This is a genomic window from Pseudomonas sp. GW460-LB5 (genome assembly GCF_059423245.1).
Genome location: NZ_JBWKXT010000024.1, coordinates 25,337 through 40,172, shown reverse-complemented (window position 1 = coordinate 40,172; position 14,836 = coordinate 25,337). Strand labels below are relative to the sequence as shown.

Sequence of the window (14,836 nt, the reverse complement as noted above, 5' to 3'; positions counted from 1 at the left end):
CCATCAGCCTCTGCAAAAAACAGAACGAGGGCCACAGGCCCCAAGGACTCCGTGAAATGGCCTACCAGCCGCAAGAAATCTTCTTTCGCAGCAGCGCCCCGGTCACCATCGACGAAGACAAATGCATCGCCGAAAAAGGCTGCACCGTGTGCGTCGAGGTTTGCCCCATGGACCTGCTGGCGATCAACCCAGCCACGCAAAAGGCCTACATGGCCTTCGATGAATGCTGGTACTGCATGCCCTGCGAGAAGGATTGCCCCACTGGCGCGGTGAAGGTCGACATTCCGTACCTGCTCCGCTGATTCATCCTGCCATCCGGTCAACCCCCGGACGCCCTCCTGCTGTGCCCCTCGTTTCCCACCACCCAAGCCGGGGGCGGAGACGACGCCAACTCTTATAACGATTCGAGGGGAAATACCCATGCGCCTTGCAGCAACCGTGGCCGGCCTCGCGCTGGCGCTCACTGGCCTGAACGCCAGCGCCGAAACCATCCGCATCGCGATCGGCACCCAGGACACCACCATCAACTGCGCCACCGGCGGCCTGCTGATACGTGAGCTGGGCCTGCTGGACAAGTACCTGCCGCACGACGGCAAGTATAAGGATGCGACCTACCAGATCGAATGGAAGAACTTCACCAGCGGTGCGCCGCTGACCAACGAAATGGTCGCCGGCAAACTCGACTTCGGCGCCATGGCCGACTTCCCGGGGTCGTTCAACGGCGTTGCACACCTGGATGCCGGCAAGCGCAGCCTGTTCATCAGTGTGCTGTCAGGCAGCGTGCATGGCAGCGGCAACGGCATCGTCGTGCCCGCCGCGTCCAGCGTGCAGTCGCTGGCGGAGCTCAAGGGCAAGACCATTTCGGTGCCGTTTGCTTCCACTGCCCACGGCATGCTGTTGCGCGCCGTCGCAGCCCAGGGTTGGGACCCGCAGAAGGATGTGCGGATCATCGCCCAGGCGCCGGAGATCGCCGGTTCCGCCCTGCGCAGCAACCGCATCGAGGCCCACGCCGACTTTGTGCCGTTCGCCGAGCTGTTCCCCAACCGGGGTTTTGCCCGCAAGATCTATGACGGCGCCCAGGCCAACGCACCGACGTTCCATGGTGCCCTGGTCGATGCCGACTACGCGAAGAAGTACCCGGAAGTGGTCACCGCCTACCTGCGCGCCAGCCTTGAAGCCGACCGCCTGATCGCTGCGGAGCCTGAAAAGTACAGCGAATTGATCGAGAAGGTCACGGGGATCGAAGCCGAGGTCAATTACCTGTTCCATGGCCCGCTCGGCCTGCAGACCCGCGACCTGACCTGGAAGCCTGAATATCGCCAGGCAGTCGCAACGTCCATCGATACGCTCAAACTGCTGAAAAAGACCGACCGTGGTTTGGACACCGACAAGTTCATCGACGACCAGTACATCCGCGGGGCCTTCAAGGAAGCTGGGCTGGATTACGACAAGGCGCTGAAGAACTACGACCCGTTACCGCTCAAAGCCAATGATGCGCTGACCGGCAAGCCGATCACCGATTTCAGCCGCCTGGCACAGGTCTGGGTGCGTGGTGAAGACAAGGTACGCCACTACGCTTCGCCAGAAGCGGCCCTTGGCGCCCTGGCCCAACTGGAGCAGGAAGGCAAGGACATCCGCGCCATCTACGCCCAGGCCGCCGACAGCGGGATCAAGTTGCTGGCCAACCAGGCCTGGTTCGTGCGCAACGGCAACGGCGAACTGGCGGCGTTCCTGCTCAAGGACCAAGCCGAGCAGTACGCCAAGGCCCATGGTGGCGAGGCGCTGGACTTCGTCAGTGCCAACCAGAAGCTGGTCGCCCAGCGCTGACCGGGAGCCACCGACATGACCCGCAACCTCAAGCGCTGGCCGCTGCGCCTGGCTTCGCTGCTGGCCTGCCTGCTGTTCTGGCAACTGGCGGCAAGCGTGAAGCTGGACCTCGGTCTGCTGACGTTCACCTATGTCCCCACACCCAAGGCGGTGCTGGAAGCTGCCTGGCAATTGCTGACCTCCAGCACGCTGCTGGCGCACCTGGGCAGCAGCCTGTCGCGGGTATTTGCCGGTTATGCCACTGCGGCGCTGACTGGCGTGGCCCTGGGGTTGCTGATCGGCCGTTCGAAATGGGCTGAAGACACCCTGCTGCCGCCGCTGGAAGTGCTGCGGCCGATTCCGGCGGTGGCGTGGATTCCGCTGGCGATCCTGATGTTCCCGTCGTCGGAACTGTCGATGGTGTTCATCACGTTCACCGGCGCGTTGTTCCCCATCCTGCTCAATACCGTGCACGGCGTGGAGGCTGTCGACCCGCGGCTGGTGGCATCGGCGCGCAGCCTCGGTGCCGGGCGCTGGGCGATCCTGCGCGAAGTGGTATTGCCTGGGGCGTTGCCCAGTATCGTCACAGGCCTGGCCATCGGCATGGGGACTTCATGGTTCTGTCTGGTCACTGCCGAGATGATTTCCGGGCAGTTTGGCATCGGCTACTACACCTGGGAGTCCTACACCTTGCAAAACTACCCGGACATCATCGTCGGCATGCTGCTGATCGGCGTGCTGGGCATGGGTAGCAGTGCCCTGGTCAAGCGCATCGGCGAGCTGGCCACGCCCTGGTACCGCACGCGGAGGGCCGGGTGATGAACAGCTTTCAACTTGCGCCAGGGCGTATCGAAGGGCATGGCCTGTCGATACACCTGGGGCACGGCAGCGACGCGTTCGAGGCGGTGCAGCGCTTGGACTTTGCCGTAGAGCCTGGCGAGTTTGTCTGCATCCTCGGCCCCTCTGGTTGTGGCAAGTCAACGTTGCTCGGCGCCTTGGCCGGGCACCTGGTGCCCAGCAGCGGCCAGTTGAAGGTGGACGGCCAGCCCGTTTCCGGTCCGTCGCCGCAGCGTGGCATGGTATTCCAGCATCATACCTTGCTGCCTTGGCGAAGCGTGCTCGACAACGTGGCCTTCGGCCTGAAGATGCAGGGCCTGGGCCGGGCCGAACGTCACCGGCAAGCACGCGAAATGTTGCAACTGGTAGGGCTGGCCGACTTTGCCGGGCGCTGGCCCAGCCAGCTGTCAGGCGGTATGCAGCAACGGGCCGAAATTGCCCGGGTGCTGATCAACCGCCCGGGGCTATTGCTGATGGATGAACCCTTCGGCGCCCTGGATGCGCAAACCCGTGCACGCATGCAGGAGCTGTTGCTGGATATCTGGGCAAGCATCCGTACCACCGTGGTGTTCGTCACCCACGATATCGACGAAGCGCTGTTCCTGGCCGACCGTATTCTGGTGATGAGCCCGCGCCCCGGTCGCTTTATCGAAGACATGCGCCTGGACTTTGCGCGGCCACGCCGCACCCGCCTGCTGACCACCCCTGAATTCACCCACCTCAAGCGTCACTGCCTGGCGTTGCTGCGCCACGAGGAAGGCCGCGAACTGCCGCGCCTGACCCCGTTGGGCCTGCCGGCCACCGACCACCCACCGCTACGGATCGCGCTATGACTGACCGAACGACCGACAACCCCGACATCCTTGCCCTGTTGCCTCGCCTTGATGCCACCGACGCTGGCGTGCGCCGCATCGCCCTGATCGAGCTGGCCGACCTGGAAGACCCGGATGGCTTGCCTTGGCTCACCGATGCCCTGCTGGTGGACGCCGCCGACGAGGTGCGTGCCGAGGCCGCGCGCCTGCTTGAGGCCTGGGAAGAACCCGAAGTTGTGCAAGCCCTGTGCGCTGCGCTGGCCGATGTCGCCGAGCCGGTACGGCTGGCAGCAGCGCAGAGCCTCAGCGAACTCAAGAGCCTTGAAGCCGGTCAGCTGATCCTGCCTTGGGTCAAGCACGCCGATGCCTTCGTCCGCGCCAGTGCCTTGCGAGCCTTGCGCGAGCTGCGCCTGGAGGATGCTGCCGAACCAGCGCTGCTGGCGCTGGCCGATGACGATGCGGCCGTGCGGCGTGAGGCAGTGGGCATTCTTGGCTGGCTCAAGCACCAGCCGGCGTTGCTGGCGCTGGCAGGGCTCGCCCAGGCCGAGCCGGACACCGAGGTGCGCCGCGCGGCCATCGGCGCGCTGGGCCTTGCCCGGGACAACTCGGTGTTGCCTGCGCTGGTGACGGCATTGGCTGACCAGGCCTGGCAAGTGCGCGAGGAAGCCGCCACAACGTTAGGCAAAGTCGGTCAGGACCAAGCAGGCCCGGCGTTGGTGGATGCCCTTGCCGACGACTTCTGGCAGGTCCGCCTGCGGGCAGCGCGCTCACTGGGTCGGCTGCGCTATGCCGCTGCACTGGACGCGCTTGGCTTATTGCTGGGCCATGGCATTGCCAACTTGCGCAAGGAGGCAGCGCTGGCGCTGGGCGAGCTGGGCCAGGCGCGTGCCTTGCCGGTGCTGCAGGCCGCCGAGGCTGACAGCGACCCCGAGGTGCGCAAGGCTGTACGGATTGCCCTGGCGCAATTGCGCGGGGCTGCCTGATGAACGCCCCGCAAGCCATTCGCAACTTGCGCGGGCCAGGGCAGCTGCTGCTGCAATGGGAAGACGGCGAGCACAGCCTCAGCCATACCCGTTTGCGCGGTGCTTGCCCTTGCTCACAATGCCGTGCGGCGCGGCTGGCGGGGGGGATCAGCCTGGTGCGCGACGATGTGCGGGTGGAGCGGATTACCTCGCAGGGATATGGCGTGCAGCTGGTGTTCAACGATGGGCATGAGCGCGGGATCTACCCTTGGGCTTACTTGCGTGACCTAGTCAGCAAGGGAGGCTGATCCCTCAGGCTACCGCATCCCCTATAGGAGCAGCCTTGTATCTGCCCTGAAATTGTCGCCGGTCATTCACAATGCAATCAGCTCCGGCCGCAGCCCTTCCACCCGTCGCCCCGGCGGTGGCAGGTAACCGCCATCCCCGGTGATCTGGTGCAGCACCTTCTCGCGCAGCCCATGCAGTGCCACACCCGTACGTAACCGCGGGTGTGGCAGGTCTATCTCGACCACCGATTTGATCCTGCCCGGGCGTGGCTCCAGCACCACAACCCGATCAGCCAGGTATGTTGCCTCCTCGGCATCGTGGGTCACCAGCAAAGTTGTGATACCTGCTCGTTCGCGAATGGCCAGCAGCTCGTCTTGCAGTTGCTGGCGGGTCAGAGCATCCAGGGCGCCGAACGGCTCGTCGAGCAGCAGGATACGCGGGCTGGCCACAAGGCCACGGGCGATCGCCACGCGCTGCGCCATGCCGCCCGATAGCTGGTGTGGATAGGCCGACTCGAAGCCGACCAGTCCCACCAGTTGCACGAATTCATGCACCCGCCTGGCGCGTTCACCCTGGGTGAGCGACTCGTTGACCAGCCCCAAGGCAATGTTCTGTTCCACGTTCAACCACGGGAACAGCCGGTGCTCCTGGAACACGATGCCGCGTTCGCCACCAATGCCGCTGACCGCTTGGCCGTCGACACGGATGCTGCCGCTGTATTCGGTATCAAGCCCCACCAGCAAGCGCAGCAAGGTGGATTTGCCACAACCGGATGCGCCGACGATGGCAATGAACTCACCTTCGTTGATCGACAGGTTGAAGTTGCGGATAGCTTCGAACGGCTGGCCGTCCACGCTGAACACCTTGCCGACCCCCTCGAAGCTGACCAGAGGCGGGGTGCTGTTGGGCTGGTTGGCCGCCTGCAGGTGGGCCGTGTTGAATGCGTTCATGCGGTTCTCCAGCGCGTAGCGCGCGATTCGAGGCGTTGTCCAAGGGTGCCGAGCAGGGCGCCGACCAGGCCGATCAGGACCATGGCAGCCATCACCTGGTCCATGCGGAACAGTTGCTGGGCACCGATCATCAGGCTGGCGATGCCGCCGTCCGACGGCATGAAGTATTCCGCGCCGATGGTGCCCAGCCAGGCGTAGATCAGCGACAGGCGCAGGCCGGCGAAAATCGCCGGTGCCGCGCCGGGCAGCACCAGCAGGCGCAGGCGCTGCCACAGGTTCAGGCGCAGGGTGCGGGCCGCTTCGCCCAGCTGTGGCGACAGGCTGGCGATACCGCGCTGGGTAGCGATCAGCAGCGGGAAGAAGGCGGCCAGGCCAACGAACACAAGCTTGGCCCCTTCACCCAGCCCGAACCACGCAGTGAGCAAAGGCACCCAAGCAAACAGCGCCACCTGGCGCAAGGCCGACAGGCTCGGGCCGAAGAGGCGTTCGGCTGTGTTGGAGAGCCCCAGCAGCAATCCGGCCAGCAAGCCCGCGGCGCCGCCCAGCAACAGGCCGCTCAGGGTGCGTTGCAGGCTCAGCAACAAGGCTTGCGGCAGCGACCCATCGGCCAGGCCGACGAGCAGCGTGCGCACTACTTCCAATGGCGAGGTGAGGATGTTCGGGTCAACCCAGCCGAAGCTGTTGCTGGCCTGCCACAGCACCACTATCCCCAGTGGCAGCAGCAGGCTTTGCCAGCCGCGCGGCAGTGGCCCGCGCTGCTGCTCGCCAGTGGCCGGTTGCGGCCAATACAGCAGGCGCTTTTCCAGCGCTGAGAAGCTGCGCTCCAGCGCGGCGCCGACCAGGCCGATCACCAGGATGCACAGCATCACCAGGTCGAGCATGAACAGCTGTCGCCCCCAAACCATGAGGTACCCGATCCCTTCGCTGGAGGCCAGCAACTCGACCGCCAACAGCGATGTCCAGCCAGTAGCCAGGGCCAGGCGCACGCCCGTGAGGAAGGCGGGCAGGGCAGCTGGCAGCAACAGGCGCAGGAACAGCAGGTGCTTTGGCAGGCGCAGAGCCGCAGCGGCCTCGCGCAGTTTTGGCTGGGCATCGCGTACACCCACCAGCGTGTGCAAGGTCACGGGGACCACCACGGCTTTTACCAGCACCACCAGCAGCTCGCCGATGCCGAAGAACAACATGAACAACGGAATCCAGGCCAGGGTGGGGACCTGGGCAAGCGCCACGAACGTCGGCAGTACCAGCGTCTGCGCCCGGCGCGAAGCACCCAGCCATACCCCCAGCAGCAGGCCGCTGGCAATGCCCGCCGCCAACCCCCAGAACAGCCGTTGCAGGCTTATCCACAGGTGCCCCCACAGCTCGCCGGAGCCAAACTCCAGTGCGCTTTGCCACACCAGTGCCGGTGCCGGCAGGATCTGCTCGCTCATCCAGTGCTGGCGGCTCGCCACCCCCCAAAGCAGTGCAATCATCACAGGCAACAACCAGGGAAGAACCCGTTTCCCAGAGCGTATGCGATCCCTGTGGGAGCGGCCTTGCGCCGCGAATGGGTCGCGTAGCGGCCCCCCCCGATTCCTGCTCAGCACTCCATTCATCGGCCATCTCTCGAAGCGTTGTTAGGTTATTCACTTATGGAATTAAAAAAACAATAAAGTGATCTTCAAGAGATAAGAGCATGCGTTCCCTGCATACGGAAGCCCTCTTGCGTTGCGTTTTCCTCATATTTTCAATGCGTTTTCCGCAAGCTCCCCGCAGCCCCGCATGTCGCCTGATTTATGCCTTCCAGTTACTGAAAGATGAAGTTTTGATCTTTGTAGGTTCTAACCAGACCTGCCTAGCTTCTGGCCAAAGCGCCGGCCATCGCCGGTGGCAGCCTGCCAAGGAGCCTTGCCATGAAAACCCCGTTGCGCCACCTGATTACCGCCCTTGGGCTGGCTTTCACCCTCGGTGCCCACGCGGCTGAACCCGCCAAGCCAGAAAGCATTCGCATCGCCGTGCCCGACCTCAGTGCCGGCAGCAAGCCCAGCGCCGGTGGCGTGGTCGATGTGCTGCGTGACCAGCAGCTACTGGAGAAGGCATTTGCCAAGGACGGCATCCGCATCGACTGGCACTTCTTCAAAGGCGCCGGGCCCGTGGTGAACGAGGCGTTGGCAAACGGCCAGGCTGACTTCGCCTATCTGGGCGACCTGGCCGCGATCGTCGGCAAGGCCAATGGCCTGGACACCCGCGTGCTGTCGGCTGGCGTGCGTGGGGTCAAGAGCTACCTGGGCGTGGTGCCCGGCTCTGGCATCAAGACCCTGCAAGACCTCAAGGGCAAGCGCGTGGCGGTGTTCCGCGGCACAGCCAACCAGCTGTCGTTCGCCAGCGCCCTGGCCAGCCAGGGGCTTTCCGAGCGTGAGCTGAAAGTGATCAACCTGGATTTAAACGCCGCCAATGCTGCGCTGGCCGCCAAACAGATCGACGCCACCTGGGGTTTGTCGAACCTGCTGTCTTTGCGAGAGCGCGGGCTGGTCGAGCTCCCGGTCAATTCGCGTGACCTGGAAGGGGCCGGCAGCACTCAGGCGGTGCTGCTGGGCACCGGCGATTTCATCCGTAAATACCCCGAGCTGGTCCAGCGCCTGATCAATGCCCAGCAGCAAGCCAGTGCCTGGCTGCGCGATGAACACAACCGCCAGGCCTATATCGATCTGGTGGCCAGCAACGCCAACTGGCCGCGCAACATCCTCAGCGATGACCTGGCCAAGGAAGACCTTGCCCATTACTTCGATCCACGCCTGGACGCTGACTTCGTAGGCCAGCTGCAGCAGGGCGTAGACCTGGCCGCCAAGGAGCGCCTGATCCGCCGTGGCTTCCAGGTAGCCGACTGGGTCGAGCCACGCTTCCTCGATGCGGCGCTGCAACAGGAACAGCCCGTGCAGGCCGCCCGTTGAACCTTCAAAAAACCCGACAATGACCGCAAGGACCATGACCATGAGCAATGCCGCCCTGGCCACCGCGCCACAAGCCCTTGAACTCGACATTCACCCGGTTGCCGGCCGTATCGGCGCGGAAATTCGCGGGGTCAGGCTGTCCGCCGACCTCGATGCCGCCACCATCGAGGCCATCCAGGCTGCACTGGTGCAGCACAAGGTGATCTTCTTCCGTGATCAGACCCACCTGGATGACCAAAGCCAGGAAGGCTTTGCCAAACGGCTTGGCGAGCCGGTAGCCCACCCCACCGTGCCGGTGGTGGATGGCACCAGCTACCTGCTGCAACTCGATGGCGCCGAAGGCCAGCGGGCCAACTCCTGGCACACCGACGTGACGTTCGTCGACGCCTACCCCAAGGCTTCGATCCTGCGTAGCGTGGTAGCGCCGGCTTCGGGTGGCGATACCGTTTGGGCCAACACGGCTGCGGCTTATCAGGAGCTGCCCGAGCCGCTGCGCGAACTGGCCGACAAGCTGTGGGCGGTGCACAGCAACGAATACGACTACGCCAGCATCAAGCCCGACGTGGACCCGGCCAAGCTGGAGCGCTACCGCAAGGTGTTCACCTCCACGGTGTACGAAACCGAACACCCGGTGGTGCGCGTACACCCGATCAGCGGAGAGCGGGCGCTGCAACTGGGGCATTTCGTGAAACGCATCAAAGGCTATTCGCTGGCGGATTCGCAGCACCTGTTTGCTGTGCTGCAAGGGCATGTGACGCGCCTGGAGAACACTGTGCGCTGGCGCTGGCAGGCGGGGGATGTGGCGATCTGGGATAACCGCGCGACGCAGCATTATGCGGTGGATGACTACGGGACCCAGCCACGGGTGGTACGGCGTGTGACCTTGGCGGGAGAGGTGCCGGTGGGCGTGGATGGCCAATTGAGCCGGACTACCCGCAAGGGCTGAGCCCAGTAGAGAACCCTGTGTAGGAGCAGCACAAGGCTGCTCCTACATCTGGCTTCGCACGCCTTCACATTTCGGTATCACAGGCAATCAACTGCCTGACCAGCCCCTGCGCCAACGGCGACAAGCCATACCCCACCCGGCTTACCACCCCATAGCGGGTATGGCACGCCTCTTCCTGCTCCGGTGTCAGGTCAGCCAGCTTCAACTGCACCAGCCCGCCCTCGCGTTGATACGGCCGCAAATTGGCATTGCAGGCAATGCCGATGGTGTCCGAATGCATCACCACATTCAGCAACGCATACCCGTGCTCGCACTCCACCGCTGGCAAGAAGTCCTGGCGCCCGCTGAGGTCGCTGAGGATCTTGCGGATGTTCGGCGGGCGGAAGGTAGTGGCCATCGGGTAGTCGAACAGGTCGCGTGCCTGCACGGCCTCCTGCTCGGTCAGAGGGTGCCCGGCGCGGCAGCAGAAATGCCAGCGTTGTGGCGTCAGCTTGTGCACCTGGTAGTCCGGGTCGGACTCGAACTGGCGCGTGTCGGCGACAAAGAACTCGATCTCTTCGGCAACCAGCTTGCGGTTCAGCGCCTGCCAGTTGTCCACCTGGAAGCAGGTGCGCGCCGCCGGGTACTCGGCCACGAAGCGCGCCACCGCCCGCGGCACCAGGCCACCGGCTGGCGCAGGGCCGGAGCCAAAGCGCACCACCCCGGTCGTGGCGCCGTTGAACTGGTGGATCTCATTGACCAGATTGTGCGCCCCATGCACCAGCCGCCGCGAATGCTCCAGCACCAGCAAGCCTTGGCGGGTGGGCGCCAGTTCTTTGCTGGCGCGGTCGACCAGGCGGCAGCCGATGTTGTGCTCCAGGGTCTGGATACTGCGGCTGAAGGCCGATTGCGACAGGTTCACCGCCGCCGCAGCGGCCACGAAACTGCGGTGCTCGACAAGGGCGATGTAGTGGCGCAGCTGACGCAGATCGATATGCATTTTCTACATTAAAACCTTCGGTCAAATGCAATTGCTGACAAGGGTGAGTCCCCTTATAAAGGGTGTTACTTATTCCACTAAATATGAATTACAAATATTTATATCACTTAAAAGAATATAAGCCCGACTGACCGCGATTCGGTTCCGCCAACGGAAATGCTCGCCAGGGCCCACGCCTCAAGGAGCATTTGCATGTCCGGACTTTCTCGTTGGCCTGCGCGCGCGTCGCGTTTCACCTTGCAACCCTTGGCCGCCGGCGTGCTACTGGCGGCGTCCTCTGGCAGCTTCGCCGAAGAGCCGGTCAGCGCCACCCCGGCGGTGGAGCAGGAGGCCAAGCTCGGCACCGTCACGGTCAATGCCCGCCGCCGCGAAGAAACCGCGCAAAGCGTGCCCACGCCGATCAGCGTGCTGGACAGCGAAACCCTGGAAACCCAGCGCATCTACCGCGTGCAGGATTTGCAACAACTGGTACCCAGCACCAACGTCGCCTACGTGCATGCCCGTCAGTCGAGCATCTCGATCCGTGGCCTGGGCAACAATCCGGCCAGCGATGGCCTGGAGGGCAGCGTCGGCATCTACCTGGACAACGTCTACCTCGGCCGCCCCGGCATGGCGGTATTCGACCTGCTGGATGTGGAGCAACTGGAAGTGCTGCGCGGCCCGCAGGGCACGCTATTCGGCAAGAACACTACGGCCGGCGTGCTCAACATCACTACGCGCAAGCCGACCTTCCACCGCGAAGGCAGCATCCAGCAGTCGATTGGCGAAGACGGCTATCTGCAAACCCAAGGCAGCTTCTCGGGGCCGATCAGCGAGACCCTGGCCGGGCGCATCAGTGCCTACCGCACCGAAGACGACGGCTATGTGAAGAACATCCACAACGGTGACGACCTCAACGGCGGCAAGCGCCAAGGCTTCCGCACACAATTGCTGTTCAAGCCCAGCGAAACATTCAACCTGCGCTGGATTGGCGAATACAACGAAGAAGACTCCAACAACGGCATCCTCAGCCTGTACAGCACCGGCCCCACCATCAATGGCGTCAACCGCTACGAAAGCCTGGCCGCCCAGGCGGGCGCGACGCTGGTGTCGGGCAAGGATCGCAAGGTCAATTTCGACGCCGACCAGCAGGTAACGGTGTTCCAGGGCGGCACTTCGGTGGAGGCCAACTGGACCTTGCCCAATGATTTCACCCTGACTTCGATCACTGCCTACCGCTGGTGGGACTTCACCCCGCGCAACGACGATGGTCTTGACGTACCGGTGTTCTACAGCGCCGGGGTTTCGGTACGTGACAAGCAGTACTCGCAGGAAATCCGCCTGGCTTCGCCTACGGGTGGCGCCTTCGACTACGTGCTGGGTGCCTATTACTTCAAGCAGGACCTGGACAACAAATCCTTTACTTACTACGGGCCGCAGGCGGATGTCTGGAACCTCACACCGGCCGGTGCGCTGAACAACGTCAACAGCATTGGTGACGGGCACATCGATACCGACAGCTATGCGTTGTTCGCCCAGAGCACCTGGCATGTCACCGACCGCCTGGACTTCACCGCCGGCGTGCGCGGTACCTATGAAGCAAAGAGCGCCTGGGTGACCCGCGACGCACCTGACGGCGGCGCCGCTGTAACCGGGGCCGCTGCTGCCGCGCGCCAAGCCCGGATAGGGGCCTACGATTCGGGCGACCTCAACCAGTACAGCTTCAGCCCTTCCGGCCTGTTGGGCCTGAGCTACCGTTTCAACGAGCAGCTGCTGGGCTATGCCACCCTGACCCACGGTGAGAAGTCTGGTGGCGTCAACCTTACTGTTGGCGCTGCACCACGGCTGGGCACCGATTCGCTGCTGGTGGGTACCGAGCGGGTAAACAACGCCGAACTGGGCCTGAAAAGCACCCTGTTCGACGGTCGTCTGCAACTCAACAGCAACCTGTTCTGGGCCGAGGTGCATGGCTACCAGGCTAACGTTTACGACCAGATCAACCGCGTGCAGTACCTGGCCAACGCCGGCAGCGTGCGCTCGCGCGGCCTGGAGTTCGAAGCCACGGCGCTGCCGATCCGCGGCCTCACGGTCAACTTCAACGGCTCGTGGAACGACGTGCGCTACACCGAATACAAGGATGCCCCATGCCCGCCTGAGGTGAGCCTGGCCAATGCCACCGCCACCTGCGACCTGTCCGGCCACCAGGTGGTCGGCGCCTCCAAGTACATCGCCAACCTCAACACCCAGTACAAGTGGCAAGCCACCGAGCATGTCGAGCCTTACGTCACTGCCAGCTATGCCTTCCGCTCGAAGGCCGTGGGCACCATCGATGATTCCGATTTCGGCCAGATCCCCAGCTATGCGCTGGTCAACCTTTCCGCCGGTGTGCGCCTGGACCAGGGCGATGGCGTGGTCGACCTGTCGCTGTGGGTGAAAAACGCCGGCGACAAAACCTACTTCACCAGCCTGTGGAACTCCGCCAACGGTGGCTATGCCGGCGTGCTCGGCACCCCGCGCACCTTCGGCGCCACCGCCCGTTACGACTTCTGAGCACAAGGAGCTTTGCCATGAATGCCAAGACCGAAACCCCTGCACTGCCTGAAGGCGCCTGCCTGACCGCCAAGGTTCCCGAGCGTGACGAGGCGCTGCTCGGCGATGTGGTTGTGAACCCGTACCGCCTGGCGCCGCTGACCGCGATCATCCGCGACGGCGGGCGCAGCCTGAGTGATGCGCATGTGCGTGTACTGGGGCGTGGCGAGCGCGGTGTGGACATTGTCTATGACGTGTCTGACCGTTCGTTGTGGACCTACGGCGGCATCCCGGTATTCGGGCTGTACCCGGACTACGTCAACCAGGTCCAGGTGACCTACAAGCTCGACGGCGAGCGCATTCGCGAGCAGTACCAGATCTACGCCCCGGCCGTGCGCCTGCCGGTGGTGGCCAGGCAGACCGCCGCGTTGCCGGAAGTGCAGCCGGTCAAGGTAGCGCCAGGCTTTGAAAAGCGCCTGTACCTGTTCAACCACCTGCAGGGTGACATCCCGGGCGGCCGCGCCTTCAAGTGGAATGCCCTGGGTGGCGCAGCGGAATGGGACCAGGTGGGCAACAACTGGATTGCCGACAGCAATGGCGATGTGCGCTGGTACCTGGATATCGAACAGATCCACGACTCCAACCGTCGCGATGGCTTGGGCGGCACCATGGGCTTCCAGCAGACCCGCGACGGCAAGCTCATCTGGGGCCAGGGCCAGACCTACTCCAAGTACGACCTGCTGGGTCGGCGCATCTGGCAGCGCAGCCTGCCCGACAAGTTCGCCGACTTCTCCCACGAAATCCGCGAAACCGCCAACGGCACCTACCTGCTGCGGGTGGGCACCAGCGACTACCGGCGCCCCGACGGCAAGCGTGTACGTTCGATTCGCGACCACATCATCGAGGTCAGTGAGGCCGGGGACGTACTGGACTTCTGGGACCTCAACCAGATCCTCGACCCCTACCGTGGCGACCTGCTGGAAACGTTGGGTAAAGCGGCTATCCAGTTGCCGGAAGGGGTGCAGAAGCAAGACGAGCGTCTGGCGAATGAACTGGCCGAGGGCGACTTGCCCTTCGGCGACACCCCGGGGGTGGGTACCGGGCGCAACTGGGCACACGTCAATGCCATCGATTACGACGCCGATGACGACAGCATCATCGTTTCAGCACGGCATCAGGGCGTGGTGAAGATTGGTCGCGACAAGCAGGTGAAGTGGATTCTGGCCTCGCCCCAAGGCTGGCCTGAGCGCCTGCGCGATAAAGTGCTGACGCCGGTTGCGAGCGCAAGCTTCGACTGGTCGTGGACCCAGCACACCGCCTGGCTGACCGGCAAAGGCACGCTGACGGTGTTCGATAACGGCTGGGGGCGCGACTTTGCGCCAACCAGGCTTGCCGGCAACTACAGCCGGGCGGTGGAGTACCGTATCGACGAGGCCAAGGGCACGGTCGAGCAGGTGTGGGAGTACGGCAAGGAGCGTGGCGACGAGTGGTACAGCCCGGTGACCTCGGTGGTGGCTTACCGGCCAGAGACCGACACCCAGTTCATCTATTCGGCTTCGGTGAACTTCCTGACCCCCGAGAAACTGACCACCACCGTGCTCAACGAGGTACGGCGCGGGACCCAGGAGGTGCTGGTGGAGTTGAAGGTGCATAGCCGGCAGCCGGGCAGTGTTGGCTACCGGGCTCTGGTGATCGACCTGGCCAAGGCATTCTGATCCATCCCCTTCGGGAGGGCCGTCGGTCCTCCCTTCACATTTCCTTCAGCCCGTTCGTCTAACCTGTACTGGCCCTTTCGCGGGCACGCCCGCTCCCACAGGT

General features: G+C 63.9%; 13 protein-coding genes. 10 read left to right on the top strand and 3 right to left on the bottom strand.

Features of this window, described 5'->3' with window-relative positions; genetic code table 11:
- The first annotated feature begins 56 nt into the window (after positions 1 to 56).
- The 6 genes from AC07XM_RS15960 (at position 57) to AC07XM_RS15935 (ending at position 4,725) form a co-directional block, all read left to right on the top strand.
- On the top strand, positions 57 to 302 hold the full coding sequence (locus tag AC07XM_RS15960) for a 4Fe-4S dicluster domain-containing protein (protein WP_008096634.1): 246 nt from the start codon (positions 57 to 59) through the stop codon (positions 300 to 302).
- 118 nt (positions 303 to 420) lie between these two features.
- The gene (locus tag AC07XM_RS15955) at positions 421 to 1,827 is read left to right on the top strand and encodes an ABC transporter substrate-binding protein (protein ID WP_095116586.1); all 1,407 of its coding nucleotides are present in this window, start codon (positions 421 to 423) and stop codon (positions 1,825 to 1,827) included.
- 15 nt (positions 1,828 to 1,842) lie between these two features.
- Positions 1,843 to 2,625 carry an ABC transporter permease gene (locus AC07XM_RS15950; RefSeq protein WP_016484364.1) on the top strand — a complete coding sequence of 261 codons (783 nt, stop codon included), beginning with the start codon at positions 1,843 to 1,845 and terminating at the stop codon, positions 2,623 to 2,625.
- Positions 2,625 to 3,476 carry an ABC transporter ATP-binding protein gene (locus AC07XM_RS15945; protein ID WP_016484365.1) on the top strand — a complete coding sequence of 284 codons (852 nt, stop codon included), beginning with the start codon at positions 2,625 to 2,627 and terminating at the stop codon, positions 3,474 to 3,476. Before AC07XM_RS15950 ends, AC07XM_RS15945 begins: the two co-directional genes overlap by 1 nt.
- Positions 3,473 to 4,438 (top strand): HEAT repeat domain-containing protein, encoded by a 966-nt coding sequence (locus tag AC07XM_RS15940; protein WP_016484366.1) that lies wholly within the window; start codon positions 3,473 to 3,475, stop codon positions 4,436 to 4,438. The genes AC07XM_RS15945 and AC07XM_RS15940 overlap by 4 nt, the downstream gene beginning before the upstream one ends.
- Positions 4,438 to 4,725, top strand: a complete 288-nt coding sequence (locus AC07XM_RS15935) for a DUF971 domain-containing protein (protein WP_102689381.1) — start codon at positions 4,438 to 4,440, stop codon at positions 4,723 to 4,725. Before AC07XM_RS15940 ends, AC07XM_RS15935 begins: the two co-directional genes overlap by 1 nt.
- Before the next feature lie 66 nt (positions 4,726 to 4,791).
- On the opposite strand, the gene AC07XM_RS15930 is transcribed toward AC07XM_RS15935, so the two are convergent.
- Both AC07XM_RS15930 and AC07XM_RS15925 read right to left on the bottom strand, forming a co-directional pair.
- Positions 4,792 to 5,655, bottom strand: coding sequence for an ABC transporter ATP-binding protein (locus tag AC07XM_RS15930; protein ID WP_016484368.1), 864 nt, complete (start codon positions 5,653 to 5,655; stop codon positions 4,792 to 4,794).
- A complete protein-coding gene (locus AC07XM_RS15925) occupies positions 5,652 to 7,250 on the bottom strand; it encodes an ABC transporter permease (protein WP_256596943.1) in 1,599 nt (532 codons plus the stop codon). Before AC07XM_RS15925 ends, AC07XM_RS15930 begins: the two co-directional genes overlap by 4 nt.
- Positions 7,251 to 7,547: 297 nt before the next feature.
- Between AC07XM_RS15925 and AC07XM_RS15920 the strand changes: the two genes are divergently transcribed.
- Together AC07XM_RS15920 and AC07XM_RS15915 are read left to right on the top strand one after the other, a co-directional pair.
- The gene (locus tag AC07XM_RS15920; RefSeq protein WP_023048650.1) at positions 7,548 to 8,585 is read left to right on the top strand and encodes an ABC transporter substrate-binding protein; all 1,038 of its coding nucleotides are present in this window, start codon (positions 7,548 to 7,550) and stop codon (positions 8,583 to 8,585) included.
- A gap of 40 nt (positions 8,586 to 8,625) precedes the next feature.
- On the top strand, positions 8,626 to 9,531 hold the full coding sequence (locus tag AC07XM_RS15915; RefSeq protein ID WP_016484371.1) for a TauD/TfdA dioxygenase family protein: 906 nt from the start codon (positions 8,626 to 8,628) through the stop codon (positions 9,529 to 9,531).
- Positions 9,532 to 9,595: 64 nt separating this feature from the next.
- On the opposite strand, the gene AC07XM_RS15910 is transcribed toward AC07XM_RS15915, so the two are convergent.
- Positions 9,596 to 10,510 carry a LysR family transcriptional regulator gene (locus tag AC07XM_RS15910; protein WP_016484372.1) on the bottom strand — a complete coding sequence of 305 codons (915 nt, stop codon included), beginning with the start codon at positions 10,508 to 10,510 and terminating at the stop codon, positions 9,596 to 9,598.
- 192 nt (positions 10,511 to 10,702) lie between these two features.
- Between AC07XM_RS15910 and AC07XM_RS15905 the strand changes: the two genes are divergently transcribed.
- Both AC07XM_RS15905 and AC07XM_RS15900 read left to right on the top strand, forming a co-directional pair.
- Positions 10,703 to 13,039 carry a TonB-dependent receptor gene (locus AC07XM_RS15905; protein WP_102689380.1) on the top strand — a complete coding sequence of 779 codons (2,337 nt, stop codon included), beginning with the start codon at positions 10,703 to 10,705 and terminating at the stop codon, positions 13,037 to 13,039.
- A 17-nt stretch (positions 13,040 to 13,056) separates the two neighbouring features.
- Positions 13,057 to 14,733, top strand: coding sequence for an aryl-sulfate sulfotransferase (locus AC07XM_RS15900; protein ID WP_102689379.1), 1,677 nt, complete (start codon positions 13,057 to 13,059; stop codon positions 14,731 to 14,733).
- The last annotated feature ends 103 nt before the right edge of the window (positions 14,734 to 14,836 follow it).

Excerpts from the sequence above, each read along its gene's own strand:
- AC07XM_RS15960 (WP_008096634.1), top strand. The coding sequence starts at position 57 with ATGGCCTACCAGCCGCAAGAAATCTTCTTTCGCAGCAGCGCCCCGGTC.
- AC07XM_RS15955 (WP_095116586.1), top strand. The coding sequence starts at position 421 with ATGCGCCTTGCAGCAACCGTGGCCGGCCTCGCGCTGGCGCTCACTGGC.
- AC07XM_RS15950 (WP_016484364.1), top strand. The coding sequence starts at position 1,843 with ATGACCCGCAACCTCAAGCGCTGGCCGCTGCGCCTGGCTTCGCTGCTG.
- AC07XM_RS15945 (WP_016484365.1), top strand. The coding sequence starts at position 2,625 with ATGAACAGCTTTCAACTTGCGCCAGGGCGTATCGAAGGGCATGGCCTG.
- AC07XM_RS15940 (WP_016484366.1), top strand. The coding sequence starts at position 3,473 with ATGACTGACCGAACGACCGACAACCCCGACATCCTTGCCCTGTTGCCT.
- AC07XM_RS15935 (WP_102689381.1), top strand. The coding sequence starts at position 4,438 with ATGAACGCCCCGCAAGCCATTCGCAACTTGCGCGGGCCAGGGCAGCTG.
- AC07XM_RS15930 (WP_016484368.1), bottom strand. The coding sequence starts at position 5,655 with ATGAACGCATTCAACACGGCCCACCTGCAGGCGGCCAACCAGCCCAAC.
- AC07XM_RS15925 (WP_256596943.1), bottom strand. The coding sequence starts at position 7,250 with ATGAATGGAGTGCTGAGCAGGAATCGGGGGGGGCCGCTACGCGACCCA.
- AC07XM_RS15920 (WP_023048650.1), top strand. The coding sequence starts at position 7,548 with ATGAAAACCCCGTTGCGCCACCTGATTACCGCCCTTGGGCTGGCTTTC.
- AC07XM_RS15915 (WP_016484371.1), top strand. The coding sequence starts at position 8,626 with ATGAGCAATGCCGCCCTGGCCACCGCGCCACAAGCCCTTGAACTCGAC.
- AC07XM_RS15910 (WP_016484372.1), bottom strand. The coding sequence starts at position 10,510 with ATGCATATCGATCTGCGTCAGCTGCGCCACTACATCGCCCTTGTCGAG.
- AC07XM_RS15905 (WP_102689380.1), top strand. The coding sequence starts at position 10,703 with ATGTCCGGACTTTCTCGTTGGCCTGCGCGCGCGTCGCGTTTCACCTTG.
- AC07XM_RS15900 (WP_102689379.1), top strand. The coding sequence starts at position 13,057 with ATGAATGCCAAGACCGAAACCCCTGCACTGCCTGAAGGCGCCTGCCTG.